The sequence below is a fragment of the Nocardiopsis endophytica genome, from assembly GCF_027706725.1.
Lineage (GTDB): Bacteria > Actinomycetota > Actinomycetes > Streptosporangiales > Streptosporangiaceae > Nocardiopsis_A > Nocardiopsis_A endophytica.
The window spans coordinates 1-23444 of record NZ_JAQFWQ010000109.1; the positions used below are offsets into that span (position 1 = coordinate 1).

The 23444-nt window shown below is 75.2% G+C and carries 21 protein-coding genes; 14 read left to right on the forward strand and 7 right to left on the reverse strand.

The annotated features are described in order from the left end of the window. The first annotated feature begins 430 nt into the window (after window positions 1–430). From O4J56_RS26410 to O4J56_RS26420, 3 genes are all read left to right on the forward strand, one after another. Entirely contained in the window at window positions 431–1621 is a 1191-nt protein-coding gene (locus O4J56_RS26410; protein WP_270689545.1) for a molybdopterin molybdotransferase MoeA, read from the forward strand. A 158-nt stretch (window positions 1622–1779) separates the two neighbouring features. After that, window positions 1780–2511 (forward strand): GntR family transcriptional regulator, encoded by a 732-nt coding sequence (locus O4J56_RS26415; RefSeq protein WP_270689546.1) that lies wholly within the window; start codon window positions 1780–1782, stop codon window positions 2509–2511. A gap of 334 nt (window positions 2512–2845) precedes the next feature. Continuing rightward, on the forward strand, window positions 2846–3904 hold the full coding sequence (locus O4J56_RS26420; protein ID WP_270689515.1) for a LysR family transcriptional regulator: 1059 nt from the start codon (window positions 2846–2848) through the stop codon (window positions 3902–3904). Here the strand turns inward: O4J56_RS26420 and O4J56_RS26425 are convergent. Further along, window positions 3820–5418 carry an MFS transporter gene (locus O4J56_RS26425; protein ID WP_270689517.1) on the reverse strand — a complete coding sequence of 533 codons (1599 nt, stop codon included), beginning with the start codon at window positions 5416–5418 and terminating at the stop codon, window positions 3820–3822. The genes O4J56_RS26420 and O4J56_RS26425 overlap by 85 nt on opposite strands. Window positions 5419–5665: 247 nt before the next feature. Here O4J56_RS26425 and O4J56_RS26430 point away from each other — a divergent pair, with 247 nt between their 5' ends. Together O4J56_RS26430 and O4J56_RS26435 are read left to right on the forward strand one after the other, a co-directional pair. Then, on the forward strand, window positions 5666–6229 hold the full coding sequence (locus O4J56_RS26430; protein WP_270689519.1) for a TetR/AcrR family transcriptional regulator: 564 nt from the start codon (window positions 5666–5668) through the stop codon (window positions 6227–6229). A 131-nt stretch (window positions 6230–6360) separates the two neighbouring features. Further along, window positions 6361–6852, forward strand: a complete 492-nt coding sequence (locus O4J56_RS26435) for a nitroreductase/quinone reductase family protein (RefSeq protein ID WP_270689521.1) — start codon at window positions 6361–6363, stop codon at window positions 6850–6852. A 209-nt stretch (window positions 6853–7061) separates the two neighbouring features. On the opposite strand, the gene O4J56_RS26440 is transcribed toward O4J56_RS26435, so the two are convergent. Both O4J56_RS26440 and O4J56_RS26445 read right to left on the reverse strand, forming a co-directional pair. Further along, the gene (locus O4J56_RS26440; protein WP_270689522.1) at window positions 7062–7766 is read right to left on the reverse strand and encodes a response regulator; all 705 of its coding nucleotides are present in this window, start codon (window positions 7764–7766) and stop codon (window positions 7062–7064) included. Next, a complete protein-coding gene (locus O4J56_RS26445) occupies window positions 7763–9091 on the reverse strand; it encodes a sensor histidine kinase (protein WP_270689524.1) in 1329 nt (442 codons plus the stop codon). Before O4J56_RS26445 ends, O4J56_RS26440 begins: the two co-directional genes overlap by 4 nt. A 169-nt stretch (window positions 9092–9260) precedes the next feature. Here O4J56_RS26445 and O4J56_RS26450 point away from each other — a divergent pair, with 169 nt between their 5' ends. Then, the gene (locus O4J56_RS26450) at window positions 9261–10352 is read left to right on the forward strand and encodes a CPBP family intramembrane glutamic endopeptidase (RefSeq protein WP_270689525.1); all 1092 of its coding nucleotides are present in this window, start codon (window positions 9261–9263) and stop codon (window positions 10350–10352) included. On the opposite strand, the gene O4J56_RS26455 is transcribed toward O4J56_RS26450, so the two are convergent. The 4 genes from O4J56_RS26455 to O4J56_RS26470 form a co-directional block, all read right to left on the reverse strand. Further along, window positions 10337–10783, reverse strand: a complete 447-nt coding sequence (locus O4J56_RS26455; RefSeq protein WP_270689527.1) for a PPOX class F420-dependent oxidoreductase — start codon at window positions 10781–10783, stop codon at window positions 10337–10339. The genes O4J56_RS26450 and O4J56_RS26455 overlap by 16 nt on opposite strands. 77 nt (window positions 10784–10860) lie before the next feature. Then, window positions 10861–11355 carry a GNAT family N-acetyltransferase gene (locus O4J56_RS26460; RefSeq protein ID WP_270689529.1) on the reverse strand — a complete coding sequence of 165 codons (495 nt, stop codon included), beginning with the start codon at window positions 11353–11355 and terminating at the stop codon, window positions 10861–10863. Window positions 11356–11414: 59 nt separating this feature from the next. Beyond that, window positions 11415–12350 carry a methylenetetrahydrofolate reductase gene (locus O4J56_RS26465; protein WP_270689531.1) on the reverse strand — a complete coding sequence of 312 codons (936 nt, stop codon included), beginning with the start codon at window positions 12348–12350 and terminating at the stop codon, window positions 11415–11417. Next, complete coding sequence (locus O4J56_RS26470) at window positions 12347–12769, reverse strand: methylenetetrahydrofolate reductase C-terminal domain-containing protein (RefSeq protein WP_270689533.1); 423 nt, start codon at window positions 12767–12769, stop codon at window positions 12347–12349. Before O4J56_RS26470 ends, O4J56_RS26465 begins: the two co-directional genes overlap by 4 nt. A 268-nt stretch (window positions 12770–13037) precedes the next feature. On the opposite strand from O4J56_RS26470, the gene O4J56_RS26475 reads away from it, so the two are divergent. The 8 genes from O4J56_RS26475 (at window position 13038) to O4J56_RS26510 (ending at window position 23397) form a co-directional block, all read left to right on the forward strand. Further along, window positions 13038–14249, forward strand: coding sequence for a glycine cleavage T C-terminal barrel domain-containing protein (locus tag O4J56_RS26475; RefSeq protein WP_270689535.1), 1212 nt, complete (start codon window positions 13038–13040; stop codon window positions 14247–14249). A gap of 168 nt (window positions 14250–14417) precedes the next feature. Next, a complete protein-coding gene (locus tag O4J56_RS26480) occupies window positions 14418–16913 on the forward strand; it encodes a GcvT family protein (RefSeq protein WP_270689536.1) in 2496 nt (831 codons plus the stop codon). Continuing rightward, a complete protein-coding gene (locus O4J56_RS26485) occupies window positions 16913–18148 on the forward strand; it encodes a sarcosine oxidase subunit beta family protein (protein WP_270689537.1) in 1236 nt (411 codons plus the stop codon). The genes O4J56_RS26480 and O4J56_RS26485 overlap by 1 nt, the downstream gene beginning before the upstream one ends. Before the next feature lie 63 nt (window positions 18149–18211). After that, window positions 18212–18556 (forward strand): sarcosine oxidase subunit delta, encoded by a 345-nt coding sequence (locus O4J56_RS26490; RefSeq protein ID WP_270689539.1) that lies wholly within the window; start codon window positions 18212–18214, stop codon window positions 18554–18556. Next, entirely contained in the window at window positions 18553–18777 is a 225-nt protein-coding gene (locus tag O4J56_RS26495) for a hypothetical protein (RefSeq protein WP_270689540.1), read from the forward strand. Before O4J56_RS26490 ends, O4J56_RS26495 begins: the two co-directional genes overlap by 4 nt. Further along, on the forward strand, window positions 18774–21746 hold the full coding sequence (locus tag O4J56_RS26500; protein WP_270689541.1) for an FAD-dependent oxidoreductase: 2973 nt from the start codon (window positions 18774–18776) through the stop codon (window positions 21744–21746). The genes O4J56_RS26495 and O4J56_RS26500 overlap by 4 nt, the downstream gene beginning before the upstream one ends. Further along, window positions 21739–22359: a sarcosine oxidase subunit gamma gene (locus tag O4J56_RS26505; RefSeq protein WP_270689542.1), complete on the forward strand. Its 621-nt coding sequence runs from the start codon at window positions 21739–21741 to the stop codon at window positions 22357–22359. Before O4J56_RS26500 ends, O4J56_RS26505 begins: the two co-directional genes overlap by 8 nt. A 285-nt stretch (window positions 22360–22644) precedes the next feature. Beyond that, on the forward strand, window positions 22645–23397 hold the full coding sequence (locus O4J56_RS26510; protein WP_270689544.1) for an IclR family transcriptional regulator: 753 nt from the start codon (window positions 22645–22647) through the stop codon (window positions 23395–23397). The last annotated feature ends 47 nt before the right edge of the window (window positions 23398–23444 follow it).

The following is a 23444-nucleotide window of genomic DNA, read 5'->3' on the forward strand; positions in this document are numbered from 1 at the left end:
ACCCGCGACCCTCACCTTGGCAAGGTGATGCTCTACCAGCTGAGCCACGTCCGCGCGCTTCCGGCCTCGTTCCCTCCGGCTTCCCGGTGGGCCCTCCGCCGTGCTGCGTTTAGAACTTTAGCGGAATCTCCGCAGGTGGCAAATCGGCGGCCGCACAGGGTTTCCGGTCCCGTCAGGCGTGTCCGGGCCACCGTCCGGCGGCGGGCGGGCCGTGAAGGGGGGAGACGGGTCTTATGTCCAGATCCGTCGCCGGTTACCCTCGCCAGTGACGCGGTGTCCTGTCCGCCTCGCGGCCCCGGCCGGCGGTCGGCGCGGGTTCGTCGGTCACGCCTGGGATGCGCAGGGCGGGTCGCCGCGCCGCGCGCGGCCCTGCGCGGATATACAGGGACGCGTGTGGACACACAGCGGATGCGGCGGCACAGGGGTGGCGATGGCCCGGCGCGAAGGCGCTACGGCGGCGTGGGACCGAGCGCGCGCCGCGGCACGCGAGCTCGGCGAGCGGACGGGCCCGAGCGCGCCCCGCCGGGTGCCCCTCGCCGAGGCCCTGGGCGCCACACTCGCCGCCGACCTGCCCGCCCTCGTCGGCATCCCCGACTGCGACACCTCCGCCATGGACGGCTACGCGGTCTGCGGACCCGGGCCGTGGCGGGTCACCGGCCGCGTGCTGGCGGGCGCGGCGCCGACCGCCGACGCCCTCGCGCCCGGGACCGCCGTCGAGATCGCGACCGGCGCGCCCGTCCCGCCCGGGACCACCTCGGTCCTGCCCTATGAGCACGCCCGGGAGGAGGGCGGCGGCGCGGTGTCCGGGGAGACCGAGCCCGACCGGCACGTCCGCCGTGCCGGTGAGGACACCCGCCCCGGCGACGTCGTCCTCAAGCAGGGCGCCCCCGTCACCCCCGCCGTCCTGGGACTGGCCGCGTCGCTCGGCCACGACGCCCTCCGCGTACGCCGCCCCGTCCTCGCCGTCCTGGTCACCGGCGACGAGGTGGTGCGCACAGGCGTCCCCGGCCCCGGGCGCGTGCGCGACGCCATCGGTCCCATGCTGCCCGGCCTGGCCGACTGGGCGGGCGCCCGCGCCGAGCCCCCCGTCTTCCTGGGCGACGTCCGCGAGGGCCTGGCCGACGCGCTGCGCTCGGCCGCCGGGTCCGGCCCGGACGCCGTCGCCGTGTGCGGCGCCTCCTCCAAGGGCCCGGCCGACCACCTGCGCTCCGCCCTGGGCGACCTGGGGGCCGAGACGGTCGTGGACGGGGTCGCCTGCCGCCCCGGCCACCCCCAGCTCCTCGCCCGCCTGCCGGACGGTCCCGCCGTGGTGGGCCTGCCCGGGAACCCGGGGGCGGCGCTGGTCGCCGCAGTGACGCTGCTCGCGCCGCTGCTGTCCGCGCTCGCCGGGCGGCCGGATCCGGCCGCCGCGGCGCCGGGCCGGGCCGAGCTGTCGGCGCCGGTCCGCCCCCACCCCGTGGACACGCGCCTGGTCGCGGTCCGTCTCACCGGGTCCGCCGCCGAGCCCGTCGGACACGACCGACCAGGGAGCCTGCGCTCCCCGGCCGCCGCCGACGGCTACGCGGTGATCCCCCCGGGCTGGTCCGGGCCGCTCGCCGAGATCGTCCGGCTGCCGCGCTGAGCCCGGCCGCCGCGGCGCCGCGCGACGGGAGGGATCGGTCCCGCCGACCCGCGCACGGAACGGTCCGACACTAGACTTGCGGGGCGCGAGGCGCCGAGGAGCGCGCCCCGTCCGGCCCGACCGCCACCGCCTCGACCACAGACGGAAACCGAATGACGATGGCCTCACGCCCGCTCGACAAGAACCTGCTCCCGACCCCGGTGCGCCGCCCCGTTCCGCTGCGCGAGAGCGTGTACGAGACGCTGCTCGAACTGATCACCCTGCGGCGGCTCCCTCCGGGACAGCACCTGGTCGAGAACGAGCTCGCCGAGCGGCTGGGGGTGTCGCGCCAGCCCATCCGGGAGGCCCTGCAGCGGCTCAGCAACGAGGGCTGGGTCGACCTGCGCCCGGGGTACGGCGCGTTCGTGCACCGGCCCAGCGGGGACGAGGCCGAGCAGCTGCTGGCGGTGCGCGGGCTGCTGGAGAGCGAGTCGGCCCGGCTGGCCGCCGGGAACGCCGGCGACGAGGGCCTCGCCGACCTCCGGAGGCTGTGCGCGGCCGGGGAGAAGGGACTGGAGCGCGGCGACACCGAGGAGATGGTGGCGCTCAACGCCGACCTGCACCGGCGCATCACCGAGCTGTCGGGCAACGAGGTCCTCGCCGACCTCGCGGGACAGGTCGCGCGGCGGGTCCGCTGGTACCACGGGCTGGTGGCGGCGCAGCGCGGCGGCGACTCCTGGGAGGAGCACGCGCGCATCATCGACGCCATCGCGGCCGGGGACGGCGAGGAGGCGGCCCGCCTGATGCGCGAGCACACGGACGCGACCCGCAGGATGTACCACGAGCAGGCGGCGGCGACCGAAGACGGGGAGTCGGGAGACGGGGGAGAGGGCCAGGGGCGGCAGGAGTAGGGGCTCCACCTGCTGTGCCGTCCACCCGGGCCGGGAGGAACCCGCCGTCTGGGGGCGGAGGACCGTCCGGCACGCGTCGTCGCCCCTGAGCGCCCCGCACCAACCGGAGGCCCGGCCCCGCCGCCTCCCGCTGTCGGAAAAGGCGTGCGAATCGGCCGGAATGTCTGGCGCAGACCGGCCCGGCACAGCAGAATGTGTGATCGGTCTCTCTTTCTCGGGACCGGCGGGCGCGTCGCGCTGAACCCCGCGTGGTCGGCCACCCCGCGTCCGTTCCGCGCCGGGGCCGGGCAACCCCTGGGTCCGGCTCCGGCGCCACGCCCCCGGAGGAGCGCGGATGCTGATTCGCCAGCTCGAGTACCTGGCCGCCCTGGACCGCGAGCGCCACTTCGCCCGTGCGGCCAGCGCCTGCCACGTGTCCCAGCCCGCCCTGTCCGCCGCCCTGCGCAAGCTGGAGGCCGAACTCGACATCCGCATCGTGCGGCGCGGCCACCGCTTCGAGGGCTTCACCCCCGAGGGCGAGCGGGTGCTGCGCTGGGCCTACCGCATCCTCGCCGAGCGCGACCTGCTCGACGCCGAGGTCGGCGCCATGCGCAAGGGCCGCACCGGGCGGCTGCGCATCGGCGTGCTGCCCTCCGCCGCGGCCGCCGTGGCCCACCTGACCGCCCCGTTCGGCACCCGCCACCCGCGGGTGCGGCTGAGCGTGCGCGCCCTGCCCGCCGAGGACATCGCCCGCGGGCTCGCCGACGGCAGCCTCGACTGCGGGGTCGCCCACCTGGGCGCCACCCCCGGGCGGAGCCTCGGGTCGGCGGTGCGCCTCTACGGCGAGCGCGGTGTGGTGCTCGCCTGCCCCGGGCGCTTCACCGGCCGGGCCTCGGTCGCCTGGGAGGAGCTGGCCGGTGTCCCCCTGTGCGGTCTGACCTGCGACGGCGGTGCCCTGCGCGCGATGGAGGCGGCGCTGGCCGAGCACGGCGGACGCCCCAGCGTGCAGGTGGAGACCGACGCCCTGCCCGCCCTGTACACCCACGTCGCCGAAGGCGACTGGTGCGGCGTGGTGGCCCACTCGTGGCTGTGCTCGGCGCCGCCCCCGCCGGGTGTGCGCGTGCTGCCGGTGGCCGGGGCCGAGCGGGTGCGCGAGGTGGGGATCGTCGTCCCCGAGCGGGCGCCCGAACCGGTGCTGGCCCGGGAGTTCGCCGCCTTCGCGCGCACCGTGCCGCTGCAGGAGGTGCTGGACGCCGCGCTCCCGCCCGGCCCGGGCGCCCCCATGCACGCGGCGCCCGGAGGGTATGAGCCCCGGGCGCCGCGCGGACATCAGGCGTCGGCCGACTCCGCCTCCGGCGCGGAGGTGGGCCCCGCCGCCGGGGTGCGGTCGCGGCGCAGCAGCAGCCCCGCCTGAACCGCCGCGGCGACCACGATCACGGTGGCGATCGCGCTGGTCAGGTGCATGCCGTCGAGGAAGGCCGACTGCGCCGCGCCGAGCAGCGCCGCCCCCGCCTCGCCGGGCAGCCCGTGCGCGGCGCTGACCGCCCCGCCCAGCGTCTCGCGGGCGGCGTCCATCGCCTCCCCGGGCACCGAGGCCACGTCGTCCAGCCGGAACCGGTAGGCCGCGGTGAGCACGCTGCCCAGCAGCGCCACGCCCAGGGCCCCGCCCAGCTCGTAGGCGGTCTCGGAGATCGCCGAGGCGGCGCCGGCGCGGGCCGGGGGAGCGGCGGTCAGGATGGCGTCGTTGGTCAGCGTCTCGGCCAGGCCGATGCCGGTGCCGATGAGCAGGAACGCCACCGCGATCAGCGCGGCGCCGCCCTCCAGCGGCGCCTGGGTGACCAGGACGAACCCGGTGGCGATCAGCGCCAGGCCGAGCACCAGCACCGTGCCCAGGCTCAGCCGGCGGGCCAGCGACACCGCCACGAAGCTCGCCGCCACCGACACCGCCAGCCCCGGCACCAGCACCAGCCCGGCGGTGACCGGGCTCATGCCGAGCACGAGCTGGAGGTACTGGGTGAGGAAGAACAACGAGGCGACCAGTGAGAACACGATCATCAGGTTGGTGGCGACCGCGACGCTGAACCGGCGCACCGCGAACAGGCGGACGTCGATCAGCGGGTGCGGCAGCCGGAGCTGGCGCCGGACGAACAGCGCGCCCAGGGCCAGCCCCGCCGCCAGCGCGGCGGCCGGGACGGGGGCCCACCCGTACTCGGCGAGCTTCTTCACCCCGTAGACGGCGGGCAGCATGGCCGCCATCGACAGCAGCACGCTGACCGGGTCCAGGCGCCCGGGATTCGGGTCCTTCGACTCGCCGACCAGCAGCGGCAGCGCCACCAGCAGGACCGCCATCACCGGCAGGTTGATGAGGAACACCGACCCCCAGTGGTAGTGCTCCAGCAGCCAGCCGCCGAGGATCGGCCCGAGCGCGCTGCCGGCGGAGAACCCGGAGGCCCAGATGGCGATGGCCAGGAGCCGCTGCCGGTCGTCGGTGAACAGGTTGCGCAGCAGGGACAGGGTCGACGGCATCAGCGTGGCCCCGGCCATGCCGAGCAGGGCGCGGGCGGCGATGAGTATTTCGGGTGTGGGCGCGAAGGCCGCGGCGAGTGAGGCGAGGCCGAAGCCCAGGGCGCCGATCATCAGCAGGCGCCGCCGGCCGATGCGGTCGCCCAGCGACCCCATGGTGATGAGCAGCCCGGCCAGCACGAAGCCGTAGATGTCGACGATCCAGAGGAGCTGGCCGCCGGTGGGGCGCAGGTCCTCGGTGAGGTAGGGCACGGCGAAGCCGAGCACCGTCATGTCGACGGCGATGAGCAGGACCGGCAGCACGAGCACGGCCAGCCCGGCCCATTCGCGGGCGCCGGCCTTCGCGGGGCGTGCGGCCGGGGTGTCGTCGGGCCTGTTGTCGGGCCCGGCAACGGCGGAAGTCATGGTCCCTCTACTTCGTCTGCGTCGTGGTGGGCGGCGCCGGGGCCTGCGCGGGGCGCGGCCGGACCGGGCGCCGGGCGTCTGTGGAACGACCCGGTCATCCCATGTATTCCGGTCGGCGGTGCCGCGCCCGGGCCGCCGGGAAGGCGGCGTGCGGCCCCCTGTGGGGCGGGGCCGCCGGTCGGCACTCCGGTCGCCATTGTGAACCGTCCAGACGGTACAGTACCGTCCAGCCGGTACAGTGTCAAAGGTGAGTACCGGCACAACGCGCGACCGGATCCTGGACGCGCTCGAAGGCATCCTGATCGACGAGGGCGTGTCCACCGTGACGCTGGAGTCCGTGGCCGCCGCCGCGGGCGTCTCCAAGGGCGGGCTCCTCTACCACTTCCCCTCCAAGGCCGAGCTGATGGCCGGGCTGATCCGGCGCCTGGCCGACCGGGCCGAGGAGGAGTTCCGCGAGGCGGGGAGCAGCGGCGAGGGGGTGGTCCGCACCTTCCTGCGCACCTCGCAGCCCGCGTCCAAGCACGAGGCGGAGCTGTACTGGTCGATCATCGCCGCGCTGCGCAGCAAGGAGGTGATGACCGACGAGACGCGCGACCTGGTCCGCTACTTCTTCGAGGAGTGGTCGCGGCTGCTCCACGAGGAGCTGGACGACCCGGTGCTGGCCGAGACCATCCGCCTGGTCGGCGACGGGCTGTACCTGTCCTCCATCGCCGGACTGGCCCAGCCCGACCCCGGCACGCTGCGCCAGGTGATGGACCGCCTCATCGACCAGGCCGACCGCGCGAAGCGCACGCCCCCGGACGGCGGGTGACCCGCGGCCGGTGACCACCTGAGGCAGGAGCGTCCCAGAGCCCCGTTCAGGACCGCCGGCACTACTCCTCCCGCGGCCCCGGCCGTAATGTCGGTGCCCCCGCTCGGCGCACCTGTGAAGGGGAGGCGGCCGTGCCCGACCGACGCGAGCGATCACCCTGGCTCCCGCCGCGGTGGTTCATCCACCTCTTCTGGAGGGGCCACCGCGCCCTGTACCGGCTCACCCGGGGCCGGACCGGGCTGTGGCCCCCGAAACCCGGCTCATGGGGCACTCTGCGCCTGACCACCGTCGGGCGCCGCACCGGGCGGCGGCGGAGCGTCATCCTCGGCTACGTCGCCGACGGCCCGAACCTGGTGACGCTCGCGATGAACGGCTGGGGCGCCCCTGAGCCCGCATGGTGGCTGAATCTCCGGGCCCACCCCGAGGCCGAAGCCGAGGTGCCCGACGGACAGGGCCGCGTCCGGCACCGCCGCGTCCGCGCCCACGCGGCCACGGGTGAGGAGAGGGCGCGACTGTGGGACCGGTGGCGCGAGGTACAGGGCGATCTCGACGCCCACGCTCTCCGCCGCCCCGGCGGGACCGCCGTGGTGGTCCTGGCGCCCGCCACCGCCCCGCCGGACTGACGCCCCGAACACCCCTCCGCGCGCCGCCCCGCACGCCGCCGCCGGTCAGCTCGCCCAGCTTTCCCAGCCGGTTCAGGACCGTGTTCCGATGGCAGTACGGGGGTGCGCACCGGGCTACTCCAGGAGCGCGTCCAGGGATCGGTGACCGCCCTGGCCATGCCCGATCCGGTGGCTGCGGGGCCTCCCGCCCCGCCCCCGCGCGCGGCCCGTCAGGGGGCCAGGCCCGAACGGCCCACCCATACCGCCAGCTGGGTCCGGTCCCGCAGGCCGAGTTTGCGCAGGATGCTGGACACGTGGTTCTTCACCGTCCCCTCGGTGATGAACAGCCGCCGGGCGATCTGCCGGTTGGTCGCCCCGCCGCCGACCAGGCGGGCCACCTCGGCCTCGCGTTCGGACAGGCCCTCCCCCACCGGGCGGTCCCCCAGGGGCGCCCCGCCGTCCGGCTCCGGGGCGCCTCCGGCCTCCGGCGGGGCCGACCGCAGCCCCGCCACCAGGCGTTCGGCCGCCGCGCCGCCCAGCACGGTCTCCCCGCGCGCGGCCCGCAGCACCGCCGACACCAGCTCGTCCGGGGGCGTGTCCTTCAACAGGTAGCCCTTGGCCCCGGCGCGCAGCCCGCCGAAGATGAACGCGTCGTCGTCGAAGGTGGTCAGCACCACCGGTGCCACCGCCGGGTGCTCGCGCGCCATCCGGGCGACCAGCTCCACACCGTCCATGCGCGGCATGCGGGCGTCGACCAGGGCGACGTCCGGGTAGGCGCCGGTGCCGGCCGCGCCCGCCAGCACCTCCAAGGCCTCCACGCCGTCCGCCGCCTCGCCGACGACGTCCACGGCGTCCTCGATCTCCAGCAGCTTGGCCAGCCCCTGGCGCATGAGCACCTGGTCGTCGACGAGCAGGACGCGGGCGGGTCCGGTCATGCCGGTGCCTCCGCCCCGACCCCCGCGGGCTCCGCCGGCCGCGGCCGGGACGGGAGCACCGCCCGAAGGGCGAACCCGCCCCCGCCGCGCGGACCGGCCTCCAGGGTGCCGCCGACCGCCTCGACCCGCTCGCGCAGCCCCGCGATCCCGAATCCGCCCGCACCCGCCGGAACGCCGTCCGCGGCCCCGTGCCCGTCGTCGACCACCGAGGCCGCGACCCCCTCCGGGCCGCACTCCAGCGCCACGTCGATCGTGCGCGCCCCGGAGTGCCGCACGGCGTTGGTCAATCCCTCCTGGACCACGCGGTAGCAGACCAGTTCGGCCTCCTCTCCCAGGTCGGGCCAGTCGCCGACGCAGGTGGAGCGCACCCGTGCGCCGTTGGAGCCGGCCTCCCCGCCGCCCCCGGAGAAGGCCTCGGCCAGCGCACGCACGGCCTCGGGCCCCGCCTTGCCCTCCAGTTGCAGCGGGCGCAGCGCGCGCACCCAGCGGCGCGTGTCGGCCAGGGCCTCCTGCGCCAGCCGCTTGGCGTCGGCGACCTCCTGCCAGGCCGCCTCGGGCTTGGCGGTGCGGAAGCGCTCGGCGTTCGACAGCCCGATGTTCAGCACCGTCAGGTAGTGCCCGACGGAGTCGTGCATCTCGCGCGCCATCCGCGCGCGCTCCTCGGCGATGGTGAGCTCCCTGACCCTGTCGGCGTAGCGGCGGAGTTCGGAGTGCGCCTCTTCGAGCTCGGCGAGCACCTGCCGGGTCTCCCGGGTGCGCTGCTGCGCGGCGATGAGCGCGGTGAAGGCCATGACGCTCAGCAGGCCGAAGAAGACGACGACCGAGCCTTCGAACAGGCCGGTGGCGATCTGGGCCGGGGGGAGCACGTGGACTCCGACGGCGGCGGTGCTCAGGAGCGCGGTGCAGGCGAGGGCCGCCCGGGGGCCGAGGACGGTGACGACGTTGCCGATGGCCGCGAACACCATGATCTGCACGAGGAGGCCGCCCGACCCGGCCATGAGGACCGCGGTGCACAGGAAGAAGAGGAGTGACAGCACCTGCGGGCGCCGCCCCGGCGCGCCCGGCGTCCAGCTCAGGAAGGGCCACAGCAGGGCTGTCGGTACCAGGGCGGCGAGGAAGGCCGCGTTGAGAACCTCGTTCGCGAGGCCCTGTTCGGGGAGCGGAACGGTGAACAGGACCGCCGTCGTGACGATGGTCCCGGCGTAGGCGCCCCAGAACGCGGCGTGCAGCAGCAGGGGAGCGCGCGTGCCGGACAGCGACACCCAGCGCGCGACGTCCCTTCCGCCCCCGCCCTTCGGGTGTGCAGAGTCCGTTGCCGTGCTCATGGCTCGAAGCTAGCAGCGGGCCCTTCTCCTGAGCGGTTCCGCCGGGTCATGCCCGGGTCACCTCCTGAACCATGACCGTGGTCATGCCCGGAGGGCGGGTCGCGGACAGGACCGTCATCGGTCCCGCGCGCGATGTGCCGGGGCGCCCGCCGGGCCTAGCGTCCCGGGCATGTCCTCCATCAATGAATCCCTGCGCCCGACGCCGGACGGCGCACACCCCGGAACACATCCCGGAACACCGACCGGCACCACGGGCGACGCCTTCGTCCGCGCAGGCGCCTCCGGCGCGCGGGTCACGCACCCGCTCGCCACGATCCCGTTGACCCAATTGCTCTACCTGCTGGGCACCGGGCCCGCACTCCTCCTGGGGCTCCCCGCCGTCATGCGCGCCGCCGAGGGCGCGGGCCAGGGGGCGACCATCGCCCTGGGCATCGTGCTTCAGCTCCTCATGCTCATCGGCCCGTACGCGGCGCTGTGGCTGTGGCTGCGGTACTACGAGCGGCGCTCGTTCTTCGCCTCGACGGGGCTCGGGTTCCGCTGGAAGTCGCTCACCGGCCTGCTCTGGGGCATGGCCCTGGCCGTCGCCTACATCGCCGGGTGGATCGGGATCGCCCTGGCCGTGGGGACGGCGCAGGTGGAGGGGGTGTGGTCGTTCGACCCGGAGGGCCCCCTGGTCGTCGGCCTGGTGGTCCTGTACATGCTGGCCGTCCGCGTGGTCATGATCGGCATCGAGGAGCAGCTCTTCCGCGGGTGGATGCTCCAGGCCGTCGCCCTGCGCTGGGGCAGGACGGCGGGCGTGCTGCTGTCCTCGGTCTTCTTCTCCCTGTTCCACTTCACCTTCGTCGGGTTCTACCTGGCCGGCGGCGAGCCCCACCGGGCCCACTGGGTCCTGATGCTCAACATCTTCCTGTGGGCGGTCCTGGCCGCGCTGGTCACGCTGCGCACCGGGAACCTGTGGGCGGCCATCGGATTCCACGCCGCCGCGCTGATCCTGCCCTCGGCCCTGTTCACCGTGGCCGTGCCGCCCGGAGGGGAGGGCGTTCCGGCCTGGTTCCCGCTGGACGAGGCCGTCGGCGCGGTCATCGTCTACCTGCCCGAGCCGAGCCTGTACACGGGCGGGGTCGGCTTCGCGGGCCTGTTCGAGGGGCTGCCCGCGACGGCCGTGCTCGCCGTGATGATCCCCCTGGCGTGGTGGTGGCTGCGGCGCGGCGAGGCCCACGAGGCCGCGGACCGCGCCGCGGCGGATCACTCGTCGTCGTAGGAGACCGCCGTCGTCCGCTGCGCGCGGACCCGCACCAGCACCCCGGGCGGGCGGTGGTACGCGTCGTCGGGGGCGGGCCCCGATCCGGTGTCCGTTCCGGACGGCGCCGCCCCGTACCGGGCCCCGATCCGCTCGGTCCAGCTCCGCACCGCCTCCGGGTCCTCGTCCAGCTCGGCGGTGCCGCGCACCGCGACGAAGGCGAAGGGCTGCTCCTGGAGGTCCACGCAGACGGCGACCCGCGGGTCGCGGCGCAGGACGCGCGCCTTGACCGAGTCGGCGGGGGTGGTGAACAGCAGGTCGTCGCCGTCGAGGAGGAACCACACCGGGCTCACGTGCGGTTCCCCGCTCTTCAGCGTGACGGACACCTTCGCCGTGCGGGTGCCTTCGGACAGGAACGCTCTGCGCTCTTCGGCGGTCATCGATCGCGACATGCCCTGATCCTCGCGGTGGGACCCGCGTACCGGAACCCCGGGGCGCCGGGATGGAGATCACCGCCCTCCGGGGGAATTCAGACGCGCATCTCGAAGACCTGGACCGCGGTCGTGCCGACCGGGACCCGTTCGGTGGGGGTGAAGCCCTGCCGCTCGTAGTAGGCGATGAGGGCGCCGTCGCCCCCGGCCCAGCAGTCCACCCTCAGCAGGGCGACCCCGCGCTCGCGCGCCTGGTCGCGGGCGAACCCCAGCAGCCGCGCGCCGACCCCGCGGCCGGTGAAGGCGCGCGCGGTGACCAGCAGCCCCACGTACAGCTCCGGCTCGGGGGCGGGGTCGACGTAGGGCTCGGGCACCGGGGACAGGGCGAGCGCCCCGGCCGGCTCCCCGCCGATCTCGGCCATCCACAGCCCGTCGGCCTTGTCCTCGATCCGCCGCACCCGCTCGGGGAACTCCGACCAGGGCTGCGACCCCCACTGCCCCTCCCGCCCCCGGGCGGTGAGCCATTCGACGGCACCGTCGAGCATGGCGAGCACCGACGGGACGTCATCGGGGCCGCCCTTCCTGATCCGCATGGGCTCCTCCTTCCGCCGCCCCGCACGGGGCGGCGGAAGGAATCCGACCACATCCGGGCTCAGACCGCGACGGCGTCCTCACCCGGGGCGCTGCGCATCGTCGGCAGGCCCAGGTCGGAGCAGAGCCGTCCGAGCGTCTCGTCGTGCCGGAAGTCGGTGATGTGGATGCCCCGCACCCCGGGCTGGGCGAGGGCGGTTCGGGCCAGTTCGAGCGACACCTCGTAGGAGGCCTCGCGCTCGTCGGGGGCCTTCTCCACGCGTTCGATCACGTCCTGGGGGATGCTGATCCCCGGCACCTGGGTGTCCATGAACCGCAGCGCGCGTGCGCCCTTCACCAGCGCGATGGTGGGGAGCAGGGCCGCCGCCGGGGTGACGCCCTCGGCCTCGGCCCGCTCGCAGAACGCGCTGAGCCGTTCGGGCCGGTAGCAGATCTGCAGCTGCAGGAACCGCGCCCCGGCCTCGACCTTCTTCAGCGCGCGCGTGGCGCGCTCGTGGAACGGCGGCGCCCCGGGGTTCTCCACCGCCCCGATGAGCAGCGGGGGAGCGGGGGACAGGGGCCGTCCGGACAGGTAGCTGCCGCCGGCCATGGCCGCGGCCGTGCGCACCAGCTGCGGCCCGTCGAGGTCGAAGACCCGGCGGGCCTCAGGCTCGTCCCCGGCGGTGACGTCGTCGCCGGTCATGCAGCACACGGTGGTGACGCCGTGCAGGGCCGCCCCGGCGATGTCGGCCTGGGCCGCCAGCCGGTTCTTGTCCCGGCAGGCGACCTGGAGAATGGGCTCCAGCCCCAGCCGCCGCACCGCGATCGCGATCGCGACGTTGGAGGCGTGGGCGTGCGCGGCCGGGTTGTCGGTGGCGTTGACGGCGTCCACGTAGGGCGCCAGGCGGGCGGCGTGCGCGGCGACGGCCTCCAGGCCGCCCCCGTCGACCGCCGGGAACTCGGCGGTGACCGCCGGCCGGTGCGGCACCGGCGCGGTCAGCAGCTCGGCCAGGCTCAACGGGGCACCTCCACTGCGGCGGGTCCGGTCGGGGCGGCCTCGGAGGCCTCGGTGGCCTCCGCCGCCGCACTCCACCCCTCGGGCAGCACGCGGTCGCGGCCGGTGGCCAGGTTGGCCCAGGACGAGGTGCCCTGGAGCCGGTTGTCGACGGGCGGGCGCAGCTCGTCGATGCCCTCGCCCAGGCGGCCGGGCAGGCGCCGGGCGCGCCCGTAGGCCTTGAGCCAGACGCAGGTCATCGAGGGGTCGACCTCGCACGACCCGTCCTCGCGCACGCCCCCGCAGGGGCCGTTGCGCAGGGTCTTGGGGCAGGTCATGGGACAGGTGAAGCCGGTGGAGTGCAGCACGCAGGCGCCGCACATCCGGCAGTCCCACACCGGCTTCTTCACGGCGTGCTCGATGGTGGCGAGAAGTGGGGCCATGGGTCCGCCTCGGTTCCGTGCGGAGGTGTTCCGACCGCGGTCGACGCCTCTGACGTGACTGTTGCGCTATGTGCAACTATTCTCATATGAGGGAACGTGATCGGCTGGTTACAGCGTAAGATCGGCCGATTCGTTGCGTCAATGGATTGCCGTTGCGACACACGGAACTTACGCGGCGTTGCGGCGCTTGACAGTGGCGCCGCTCACAGGCGACCGTGAGTTGCGCATGGCGATCCTCGTTGCGCATCGGAGTGGTTGGAGGCCCTGAATGGCCGTGAACGAGAACCCGGAGATCCTGCTGTACCCGCGGATCAGGAAGTCGCCGTTCTTCTATGCCTCGCGCAGGCACGGCGTCGCCAAGTACAGCGTGTACAACCACACCTACCACCCGCGCCACTACGGCGACCCCGTCGCCGAGTACTGGCACCTGGTCAACGGCGTGACCCTGTGGGACGTCGGCGTGGAGCGCCAGATCGAGATCACCGGGCCCGACGCCTTCGCGTTCACCAACATGCTCGTCCCGCGCGACCTGAACAAGTGCGCCGTGGGACAGTGCAAGTACGTCTTCATCACCGCGCCCGACGGCGGGATCATCAACGACCCGGTGCTGCTGCGCCTGGGCGAGAACCACTTCTGGCTGTCCCTGGCCGACAGCGACGTGCTGCTGTGGGCGCAGGGCCTGGCCTACAACTCCGGGATGGACGTGACCATCCGGGAGGCCGACGTGGGCCCGGTGCAGGTGCAGGGCCCCAAGTCGCGCGAGGTCATGGTCGACCTGTTCGGCCCCGAGGTCATGGACGTCCCCTACTACTACTGCCGCGAGTTCGAGCTCGACGGCATGCAGGTGGTGGTCTCGCGCACCGGCTACACCTCCGAGCTGGGCTTCGAGATCTACCTCAAGGAGGCCTCCCGCGACGGCGTCCGGCTCTGGGACACCGTGCTCCAGGCCGGGGAGCCGCACGGCATCCAGGTCATCGGCCCCTGCCACCTGCGCCGCATCGAGGGCGGCATCCTCGCCTGGGGCAGCGACATCGGCCTGGACACCAACCCCTTCGAGGTCGGCTACGGCTACGAGGTGAGCTGGATGGTCGACCTGGACCAGGAGGCCGACTTCGTCGGCAAGGAGGCGCTCACCCGCGTCCGCGACAACGGCATCTCCCGCAAGCTCGTCGGCGTGGAGATCGGCGGAGAGCCGCTGGGCACCTACAACGACGGGTCGATGATCGACGTGTTCCCCGTGCACGAGCCCGGCTCCTCCGGCGCGCCGGTCGGCAAGGTCACCTCGGCCTGCCACTCGCCGCGGCTGGAGCGCAACATCGGCTTCGCCATGGTCCCCATCCACCTGGCCACCCTGGGCACCGAGCTGTCGGTGCACCGGCCCGGCGGGCAGGTCCCCGCCGTGGTGGTGGAGAAGCCCTTCGTCGACCCCAAGAAGATGCTGCCCAAGCAGGACCTGCGGCGCCTGGCGGCGACGTCCTGAGGCGGGGCGGCGCGGGGGCGCCGGAATCCGCCCGGCGCCCCCGCCGCCCGCCCCTTGACACCTCCGGCAGCTCGATCAAGGCTGTTGCGTAGACCGCACTTGGTTGCGCACATGGGAACCCGCCGAACCGGGCGCACACGTGAACACCGATGGCGAAGGCAGGCCGCCATGCCCGCTCTCCCGCACACCCAGCGAACCGTTCCCAGGATCGTCGTCATCGGCGCCGGGATCGTCGGCTGCGCCGTGGCCGACGAGCTCACCGCACGCGGGTGCACCGACGTCACCGTCGTCGACCAGGGCGACCTCTACCGCACCGGCGGGTCGACCTCGCACGCCCCCGGCCTGGTCTTCCAGACCAACGGCGCCAAGGTGATGACCGACTTCGCCCGCTACACCGCCGACAAGTACCGGGGGCTGCGCGTCGACGGCCGCCCCTGCTTCTCCCCGGTCGGCGGCCTGGAGCTGGCCGCCACCCCCGAGCGCCTCGACGAGCTGCACCGCCGCTGCGGCTGGGCCCGCTCCTGGGGGCTGCGCGCCGCGGTCGTCGGGCCGGGGGACTGCGCCCAGGCCCACCCGCTGGTCGAGGCCGACCGCGTGCTCGGCGGCCTGCTCACGCCCGACGACGGGCTGGCCGACGCGCTGGGCGCCGCCCGCGCCCAGGCCGAGGCCGCGGTGATGCGCGGCGCCCGCTTCCTGCCCCGCCACGAGGTCACCGGGATCGAGACCCGCGGTGACGGCGCCCCCTCCGGCCGCCGGGTCTCCGCCGTGCTGACCGACCAGGGGCGGCTGCCCGCCGACGCCGTCGTGCTCTGCGCCGGCATGTGGGGGCCGCGCGTGGCGGCCATGGCCGGGGAGGCGCTGCCGCTGACCCCGCTGGCCCACCAGTTCGGCTGGACCGGGCCCACCGCCGCGCTGGCCGCCAACGGCGGCGGCGACGCCGCGCCCCACCCCATCCTGCGCTACCAGGAGCGGGACCTGTACTACCGCGAGCGCGGCGACCGGGTCGGCGTGGGCTACTACGGCCACCGGCCGATGCCGGTCGCCCCCGACGCCATCGGCACCCCCGCCACCACGCCGGACCTGCCGATGCCCTCCATGCACCCGTTCACCCCCGAGGACTTCGCCCCCGCCTGGAACGACACGCTCGGCCTGCTGCCCGCCCTGGCCGACACCAAGGTGGAGGAGGGGTTCAACGGGCTGTTCTCCTTCACCCCCGACACCATGCCGCTGATCGGGGAGTTCGCCCGCACCGCCGGCCTGTGGTCGGCCGAGGCGGTGTGGATCACCCACTCGGCCGGTGTGGCGCGCGCCGTCGCCGAGCTCATCGCCGACGGCGCCTCCACCTTCGACCTGCACGCCTGCGACATCAACCGGTTCCAGCCGCACCACCTGGCCCCCTCCTACGTCCTGGAGCGCGGCTGCCAGAACTTCATCGAGGTCTACGACGCCCTCCACCCGCAGCAGCCCATGGAGCGCCCCCGGCCGCTGCGCGTCGCCCCCTTCCACCGGCGGGAGCAGGAGCTCGGCGCCTTCTTCCTGGAGGCCAACGGGTGGGAGCGCCCCTACTACTACGAGGACAACACCGCCCTGGAAGGCGCCGAGGACGCGCCCCGCCCCGGCCCCTGGGCCGCGCGCTACTGGTCGCCCGCCATCGCCGCCGAAGCGCGCGCCACCCGCGAACGCGTCGCGCTGTACGACATGTCGTCGCTGATGCGCCTGGAGGTCTCCGGGCCCGGCGCCGCCGACTACCTCGACCGGATGACCACCTGCCGCGCCCACCGCGAGCCCGGCGCGGTGAGCTACTGCCTCATGCTCGACGAGCGCGGCCGCCTGCTCGGCGACATCACCGTCGCCCGCATCGAGGAGGACCTCTTCCAGCTCGGCGTGAACAGCCGCCTGGACCTGGCGCGCCTCGCCCGCAACGCGCCCCCCGGTGTGGCCGTCCGCGACCTCACCCCCGAGACCGCCTGCATCGGGGTGTGGGGGCCGCGCGCCCGGGACCTGGTCCAGCCCCTCGCCGACCACGACCTGACCAACGACGGGCTGCGCTACTTCCACTGCGCCCGCATGCACGTGGGCGAGGTGCCGGTGACCGCCATGCGCGTCTCCTACGTCGGCGAACTCGGCTGGGAGCTGTACACCACCCCGGACCTGGGGCTGCGGCTGTGGGACACGCTCTGGGAGGCCGGACGCGGCCACGGCCTGGCGGCGGCCGGGCGCGGCGCCTTCGACGCCCTGCGCCTGGAGAAGGGCTACCGGGCCTTCGGCGCCGACATGACCGACGAGCACGACCCCTACGAGGCCGGGGTCGGCTTCGCCCTCCGCCTCAGGACCAAGGGCGACTTCGTCGGCCGCGCCGCCGTGGAGCGCCTGGACCCCGAGGCCCCGGCGCGGAGGCTGACCTGCCTGAACACCGGTACGCCGGAGAACACGGTGATGGGCTCCGAACCGGTGCACCTGCCCGGCGCGCCGACCGCCGCCGGGTACGTGACCAGCGCCGCCTACGGGTACACGCTGGGCCACGGGATCGCCTACGCCTGGCTCCCCGCCGAGCTCGCCGAACCCGGCACCCGCCTGGAGATCGACTACTTCGGCAGGCGCATCCCCGCCGAGGCCGCCGCAGAGCCCCTGTTCGACCCCGGGATGGAGAGGGTGAGGGCCTGATGCCCGCGCTCCCGGCCGCCGTGCCGCCCGCCCCGCCGCCGCGCGGGCGCCTGTGGCGCTCGCCCGAGCCCCGGCCCGCCTACGACGTGCTGGTCGTCGGCTCCGGCGGGCACGGCCTGGCCACCGCCTACTACCTGGCCGCCGAGCACGGCATCGCCGATGTGGCGGTGCTGGAGCGCGGCTGGCTGGCCGGCGGCAACATGGCCCGCAACACCGCCATCATCCGCTCCAACTACCTGTGGGACGCCAGCGCCGGGATCTACGAGCACGCCCTGCGGCTGTGGGAGGGCCTGGAGGACGCCCTCGGCCGCGACCTGCACTTCAGCCAGCGCGGGGTGCTCAACCTGGCGCACTCCACCCACGACGTGCGCGAATCGGTGCGGCGGGTCAACGCCAACCGGCTCAACGGGATCGACGCCGAGTGGCTGGGCCCCGAGGAGGTCGCCAAGCTCGTCCCCGTCCTGGACACCGGCCCGCACACCCGCCACCCCGTGCTGGGCGCCACCTACCAGCCGCGCGCGGGCATCGCCGACCACGACCTGGTCGCCTGGGGGTTCGCCGCCGAGGCCGACCGGCTCGGGGTCGACCTGGTGCAGGGCTGCGAGGTGACCGGCTTCCTGCGCTCGGGCGACAGGGTGCGGGGGGTGCGCACCACCCGCGGCGACATCGCCGCCGGGGCGGTGGCCCTGTGCGCGGCCGGGCGCACCAGCGTGCTCACCGAGACCCTGGGGCTGCGCCTGCCGCTGCAGAGCCACCCCCTGCAGGCGCTGGTCACCCCGCTGCTGGAGCCGGTGCTGGACACCGTGGTCATGTCGAACGCCGTGCACGTCTACGTCAGTCAGGCCCCCAAGGGCGAACTGGTGCTGGGCGCGGGCATCGACGGCTACAACGGCTACGGGCAGCGCGGGTCGCCGCGCACGGTGGAAGACCAGATCGCCGCCGCGATCGAGCTCTACCCGGTGTTCGCGCACGCCGAGGTGCTGCGCACCTGGGCGGGAACCGTCGACGTGGCCCCGGACGCCTCGCCGGTCATCGGGCCCACCCCCTTCGAGGGGCTGTACGTCAACTGCGGGTGGGGCACCGGGGGGTACAAGGCGACGCCCGGCGTGGGGCACGTCCTCGCCGACACCGTCGCCAACGGGCGCCCGCACCCGCTGGCCGAACCCTTCGGCCTGGAGCGCTTCACCACCGGGGCGCTCGTGGACGAGCACGGGGCCGCCGCCGTGGCCCACTGACCGGACCGTTCCAGACCGTCCCAGACCGTTCCGCGACCCGAGGCAGCAGGGAGGCCGACCGCGATGCTCCTCATCCCGTGCCCCTGGTGCGGCCCGCGCGACGAGCGCGAGTTCCGGTACGGCGGGCAGGCGCACATCGCCTACCCGGCCGACCCGGCCGCGCTCGACGACCGGGACTGGGCCGACTACCTGTTCGTGCGCGACAACCCGGCGGGGCGGTACGCCGAGCGCTGGTTCCACGCCTCGGGCTGCAGGGCCTGGTGCGACGTGGAGCGCGACACCGTCGACTACACGATCACGGGTTCGTGCGGGACCGGGGCGCACCCGGCGGGCGGACCCGACGAGGGGCCCTGCACGTCGCCGTACTGCGTGCGGCGCGCCGTGCCCAGCGGAGGAGGCGCACGATGAGCTGGTGTGGGACCGGGACGACCGGGACAGGGGCCGGGGCCGCCGGGGAGTACCTCGCGCGCCGCGAGTGGTGCGGGATTCCGGACCTGGACGGGGACCCGGCCGAGGCGCTCCTGGGAAGGAGGGCGCCCGGCGCGGGGCGGGCCGCTGAGAGCGGCGGTCCCGCCCAGCGCATCCGCGACCGCCGCAGGCGCCGGAACGCCGAGGAGGACCGGCGATGACCGGGCGCCGCACCGGGGCGGGACCGGCCCCCGACACCTGGATCGCCTTCGACGGCGAGGAGGTCCCCGCCGTCACCGGGGAACCCGTCTCCGCCGCCCTGCTGGCGGCCGGGGTGCGCACCGTCTGCCGCGGCATCCGCACCGGACGGCCGCGCGGCGTCGTGGGCATCGGCACCGGAGAGCCCGGGGCCCAGGTCCGCACCGACGGGCCCGACCCGCGCCCGATGGCCCCCGCCACCCGCGTGGAGGCCCGCGAAGGCCTGCGCGTGTCCGGCCTCGCCGGGTACGGCCGCCTGCCCGAGCAGGCGCCCGCCCGGGGCGGCGACGCCCGCTGGGCCCACTGCGACGTCCTCGTCGTCGGCGCGGGCCCCGCCGGCCTCGCCGCCGCCGACGCCGCCCGCGCCGAAGGGGCGCGCGTCATCATCGCCGACGAGGCCCCCGAGCCCGGCGGCGACGCACGGGGCGGCGGCCGCGACGCCTGGGCCGCGGCCACCTGGCAGGCCCTGGTCCGGGCCCCCGACGTCCGCGCCCTCGCGCGCACCACCGTCACCGGCCACTACGACCACGGCGAGCACGCCGCGCTGGAGCGGAGGGGCCGCTCCGACCTGCTCTGGCGCATCCGCGCCCGGCGCACCGTGCTGGCCTGCGGCTCCACCGAGCGCCCCTTCGCCTTCCAGGACGACGACCTGCCCGGGGTCATGCTCGCCGGGGCGGCCGCCGCCTACGTGCGCCGCCACGGCGTCCTGCCGGGGGAGCGGGCCGTCGTCGCCGGGTGCCACGACGGGGCGCTGTGGGCCGCCGCCGCCCTGCACGACGGCGGCGCCCGGATCGAGGCGGTGGCCGACGCCCGGCCCCGTGCCGGGGCGGCCGCCCGCGAGGCCCTGCGGCGGCGGGGCGTCGAGGTGCGCACCGGGACGTCCGTGCTCCGCGCCGAGGCCGGGGCCGACGGCGGCGTCGCGGCCGCGCTGCTGGTGTCCGTCGGCCCGGACGGGACCGCCCGCGGGGAGCCCGAGCGCGTCCCCTGCGACCTGCTCGCCGTCTCCGGCGGGTACGACCCTGCGGCGCCGCTCGCCGTCCAGGCGGGCGCCCGCCTGCGCTGGTCCGCCCCGCACGCGGCCTTCCTGCCCGAGGGCCTGCCGCCGACCACCGTGTGCGTCGGCGCGGCGGCGGGCACCCGGGACGCCGAGGCCGCCGTGGAGGAGGGCATCGCGGCGGGCGCGGCCGCGGCGCGGGCGGCACTCGGCCCGCCCGTCGCGCCGCCCGACCCCGTGCACACCGGGCCGCAGGGCCCACTCGCGGGGGCGCCGGGCGGCGGCCTGCCCGAGGTCATGCGCTCGCGCGGGGAGTCGGCCCAGGGACACGGCGCCCAAGGGGTCGGCCCCCATGAGGACGGCACCGGGGCCGCCCCGCTCGACCTGTGGAGCGGGCCGGACGAGCCCCTGGACCCCGCCTCGTCGGAGCCCGTCGCGCCGCCCATGGCCCTGTTCTGCGTCACCGGCCCAGAGACCGACGCGGCGCGGGTCTACGTGGACCTCCAGCGCGACGCCGCGCTGTCCGACATCCGCGCCGCCGTCGACGCCGGAATGGACTCCATCGAGCTCATCAAGCGCCACACCACCATCGGCACCGGCCCCGACCAGGGGCGCACCTGCGGCACCGTCGCCTCCGGCATCACGGCGCACCTGCTCGGGCGCACCATGGACGGGGTCGGCGGGACCACACCCCGCCCGCCGTACGCGCCCGTCCCCTTCACCGCCCTGGCCGGACGCGCGCGCGGGGAGCTCATCGACCCGCTGCGCCGGACGCCCATGCAGCCCTGGCACGAGGCGCACGGCGCCGTGTACGAGGACGTCGGCCAATGGCGCCGCGCACGGTACTACCCGCAGGGACAGGAGGACATGCACGCGGCCGTGCTGCGCGAGTGCACCGCCGCCCGGACCGGCGTCGCCGCCCTGGACGCCTCCACCCTCGGCAAGATCATCGTGGCCGGGCGCGACGCGGGAACGTTCCTCGACCGCCTCTACACCGGCAACCTGTCGACCCTCAAACCGGGGCGGTGCCGCTACGGGCTGCTGTGCACCGCCGACGGCATGGTCCTCGACGACGGCGTCATCGCCCGCCTGCCCGACGGGGCGTACCTGGTGAGCACCACCAGCGGCAACGCGGAGACCGTCCTGGACCACATGGAGGAGTGGTCCCAGACCGAGTGGCCCGAGCTGTGCGTGCACATCTTCAACGCCACCGACGCCTGGGCCGTCGTGAGCCTCGTCGGACCGCGCTCCCGGGACGTCATGCGGCGGCTGGCCCCCGGCATGGACGTCTCCCAGGAGGCGTTCCGCTTCATGGACCTCACGGAGGGCGAGGTCGCCGGGGTCCGCGCGCGCGTGCTGCGGGTGAGCTTCACCGGCGAGCTGACCTTCGAGGTCAACGTGCCCTCCTGGTACGGGCTCGCGGTGTGGGAGGCGGCCATGGACGCCGGCGCCGCCTTCGGCATCACCCCCTACGGCACCGAGACCATGCACGTGCTGAGGGCCGAGAAGGGCTTCATCGTCGTCGGGCACGAGACCGACGGCAGCGTCACCCCTCTGGACCTCGGTATGGACTGGGCCCTGTCGCGCACCAAGGACTTCGTCGGCAAGCGCTCCCTGAGCCGCCCCGACACCGCGCGCGGGGACCGGCCCCAGCTCGTCGGCCTCCTGCCCGAGGACCCGGGGACCGTCCTGGCCGAAGGGGCGCAGCTCATCGGCGAGGACCCCGGGCCCGGCCCGCCCCGGGCGCGCTCACAGGGGTGGGTGACCTCCTCCTACGACAGCGCCGCGCTGGGGCGCTCGTTCGCGCTCGGGCTGCTGCGCTCGGGCCGCGCGCGCCACGGCGAGGTGGTGCACGCCGTGCACCTCGACACCGCAGTACCCGTCCGGGTCGCCGACCCGGTGTTCTACGACAGGGAAGGGAGCCGCAAGGATGGCTGAACCCGCTGTCCCGCGCCGGCGCAGCCCGGCCGAGGGCCTCCTGGAGGGCTCGCACCTGCGCGAGCTGTCGTTCCTCGCCCAGGCCGAGCTGCGCGTGGACGCCGAGGAGGCCGACGCGGCCTCCCGCATGGCCGAGCAGTTCCTCGGCTGCCCCCTGCCCGGGCCCGGGCGCGCCACCGGGCACGGCACCCCCTACGTCCTGTGGAGTGGCCCCGGGCGGTACCTGGTCGTGGACTCCGAGGCGACGGGGCGGGGCCTGTGCGCGGGGCTCAGCGCGGCGCTGGGAGGCGAGTACGGGCGGCTGTGCGCGGCCGTGGCCGACCTTTCGGCCCAGCGCACCGTACTGGAGCTGAGCGGCCCGGACGCCGAGGAGGTGCTGGCCCGCGGCTGCCCGATGGACCTGCACCCGCGCGAGTTCGGCACCGGCTCCTACGCCCAGACGGTCATCGGCAAGGCGGCGGTGGGGCTGCACCGCACCGGCGCGCCCGGCCCGTCGGGCGGCGCCACCGCCTTCCGCATCCTGGTGCGGGCGTCGTTCGCGGAGTACCTGGCCCGCCTCCTCACCGACGCGGCCGCCGACGTCCGGGGCACGCGCGCGGGGGCGGTGGTGTGAAAGGGGGGCGTGGGGAACCTTGGGAGGCGTTGGGGGGAGCGGGTGCCGTGGGGAGGCAGAGGGGGCGTGTGAAGCCCGTGCAGAATCGCCTGACCTGGCACGACGCTCTGCCCAGGGCGCCTGTTCCGGGAAGTTCGAGGACACGGCGTTATCGTGGTGTGCATGGCTTCCAACGACCACCGCGCAGGAAAGAGTCAGACGACGACGGACACGGACCGGTTCGGGCGGGGGTCGGGCGGTGAGGCGGAACCGGCCAGGACAGCGGCAGGGAAGGACGGTGCTCCCGTGCAGTCGGTGGATCGCGCCATCACGGTGCTGGAGATCCTGGCCCAGCACCGAGAGGCCGGAGTGACCGAGATCGCCGCGGAGCTGGGCGTGCACAAGTCCACCGCATTCCGACTGGTCGGAGCGTTGGAGCGGCGCGGGCTGGTGGAACAGCCCGGGCTGCGCGGCAAGTACCAGCTGGGGTTCGGGATCATCCGGCTGGCCGGCACCATGGCGGCCGGGCTGGACCTGACCCAGCAGAGCCGCCGGGTCTGCGAGGACCTGGCCTCCGACCTGGGGGAGACGGTCAACATCGCGATCCCGAGCGGGGACATGGTCGTCAACATCGACCAGGTCCGCGGCTCCTCGGCGGTGGTCAGCCAGAACTGGATCGGGCGGCAGAACCCCCTGCACTCCACGTCCAGCGGCAAGGTGCTGCTGGCCCACATGCGCCCGAGCGACCAGCGCCGCGTCCTGCGCGGGCGGCTGGAGGAGCTGACCCCGCAGACCGTGACCGACCCCGAGGAGCTGCGCGCCGAGTTCGAGGACATCGTGGAGCGCGGCTTCGCCACCGCGACCGAGGAGCTGGAGGTCGGCCTGAACGCCGTGGCCGCCCCCATCCGCGGTCTGACGGGCGAGGTGATCGCCGCCATCAGCGCCTCGGGCCCCTCCTACCGGATGGAGGAGGACAAGCTCGACGCGATCGGCGAGACGGTGGCCAAGGCGGGCATGGAGATCTCCACCCGGATGGGCCACATGGAGACCGCCGAGTGACCGCCCGCCCGTCCCCGCCCCCGCCCGAGTCCCCCGACCCCCTGAGG

Bases quoted from the DNA above. Each gene is read 5' to 3' on its own strand.
- O4J56_RS26410 (WP_270689545.1), top strand. From the start codon at position 431: ATGGCCCGGCGCGAAGGCGCTACGGCGGCGTGGGACCGAGCGCGCGCC.
- O4J56_RS26415 (WP_270689546.1), top strand. From the start codon at position 1,780: ATGGCCTCACGCCCGCTCGACAAGAACCTGCTCCCGACCCCGGTGCGC.
- O4J56_RS26420 (WP_270689515.1), top strand. From the start codon at position 2,846: ATGCTGATTCGCCAGCTCGAGTACCTGGCCGCCCTGGACCGCGAGCGC.
- O4J56_RS26425 (WP_270689517.1), bottom strand. From the start codon at position 5,418: ATGACTTCCGCCGTTGCCGGGCCCGACAACAGGCCCGACGACACCCCG.
- O4J56_RS26440 (WP_270689522.1), bottom strand. From the start codon at position 7,766: ATGACCGGACCCGCCCGCGTCCTGCTCGTCGACGACCAGGTGCTCATG.
- O4J56_RS26445 (WP_270689524.1), bottom strand. From the start codon at position 9,091: ATGAGCACGGCAACGGACTCTGCACACCCGAAGGGCGGGGGCGGAAGG.
- O4J56_RS26450 (WP_270689525.1), top strand. From the start codon at position 9,261: ATGTCCTCCATCAATGAATCCCTGCGCCCGACGCCGGACGGCGCACAC.
- O4J56_RS26455 (WP_270689527.1), bottom strand. From the start codon at position 10,783: ATGTCGCGATCGATGACCGCCGAAGAGCGCAGAGCGTTCCTGTCCGAA.
- O4J56_RS26460 (WP_270689529.1), bottom strand. From the start codon at position 11,355: ATGCGGATCAGGAAGGGCGGCCCCGATGACGTCCCGTCGGTGCTCGCC.
- O4J56_RS26470 (WP_270689533.1), bottom strand. From the start codon at position 12,769: ATGGCCCCACTTCTCGCCACCATCGAGCACGCCGTGAAGAAGCCGGTG.
- O4J56_RS26475 (WP_270689535.1), top strand. From the start codon at position 13,038: ATGGCCGTGAACGAGAACCCGGAGATCCTGCTGTACCCGCGGATCAGG.
- O4J56_RS26480 (WP_270689536.1), top strand. From the start codon at position 14,418: ATGCCCGCTCTCCCGCACACCCAGCGAACCGTTCCCAGGATCGTCGTC.
- O4J56_RS26485 (WP_270689537.1), top strand. From the start codon at position 16,913: ATGCCCGCGCTCCCGGCCGCCGTGCCGCCCGCCCCGCCGCCGCGCGGG.
- O4J56_RS26490 (WP_270689539.1), top strand. From the start codon at position 18,212: ATGCTCCTCATCCCGTGCCCCTGGTGCGGCCCGCGCGACGAGCGCGAG.
- O4J56_RS26495 (WP_270689540.1), top strand. From the start codon at position 18,553: ATGAGCTGGTGTGGGACCGGGACGACCGGGACAGGGGCCGGGGCCGCC.
- O4J56_RS26500 (WP_270689541.1), top strand. From the start codon at position 18,774: ATGACCGGGCGCCGCACCGGGGCGGGACCGGCCCCCGACACCTGGATC.
- O4J56_RS26505 (WP_270689542.1), top strand. From the start codon at position 21,739: ATGGCTGAACCCGCTGTCCCGCGCCGGCGCAGCCCGGCCGAGGGCCTC.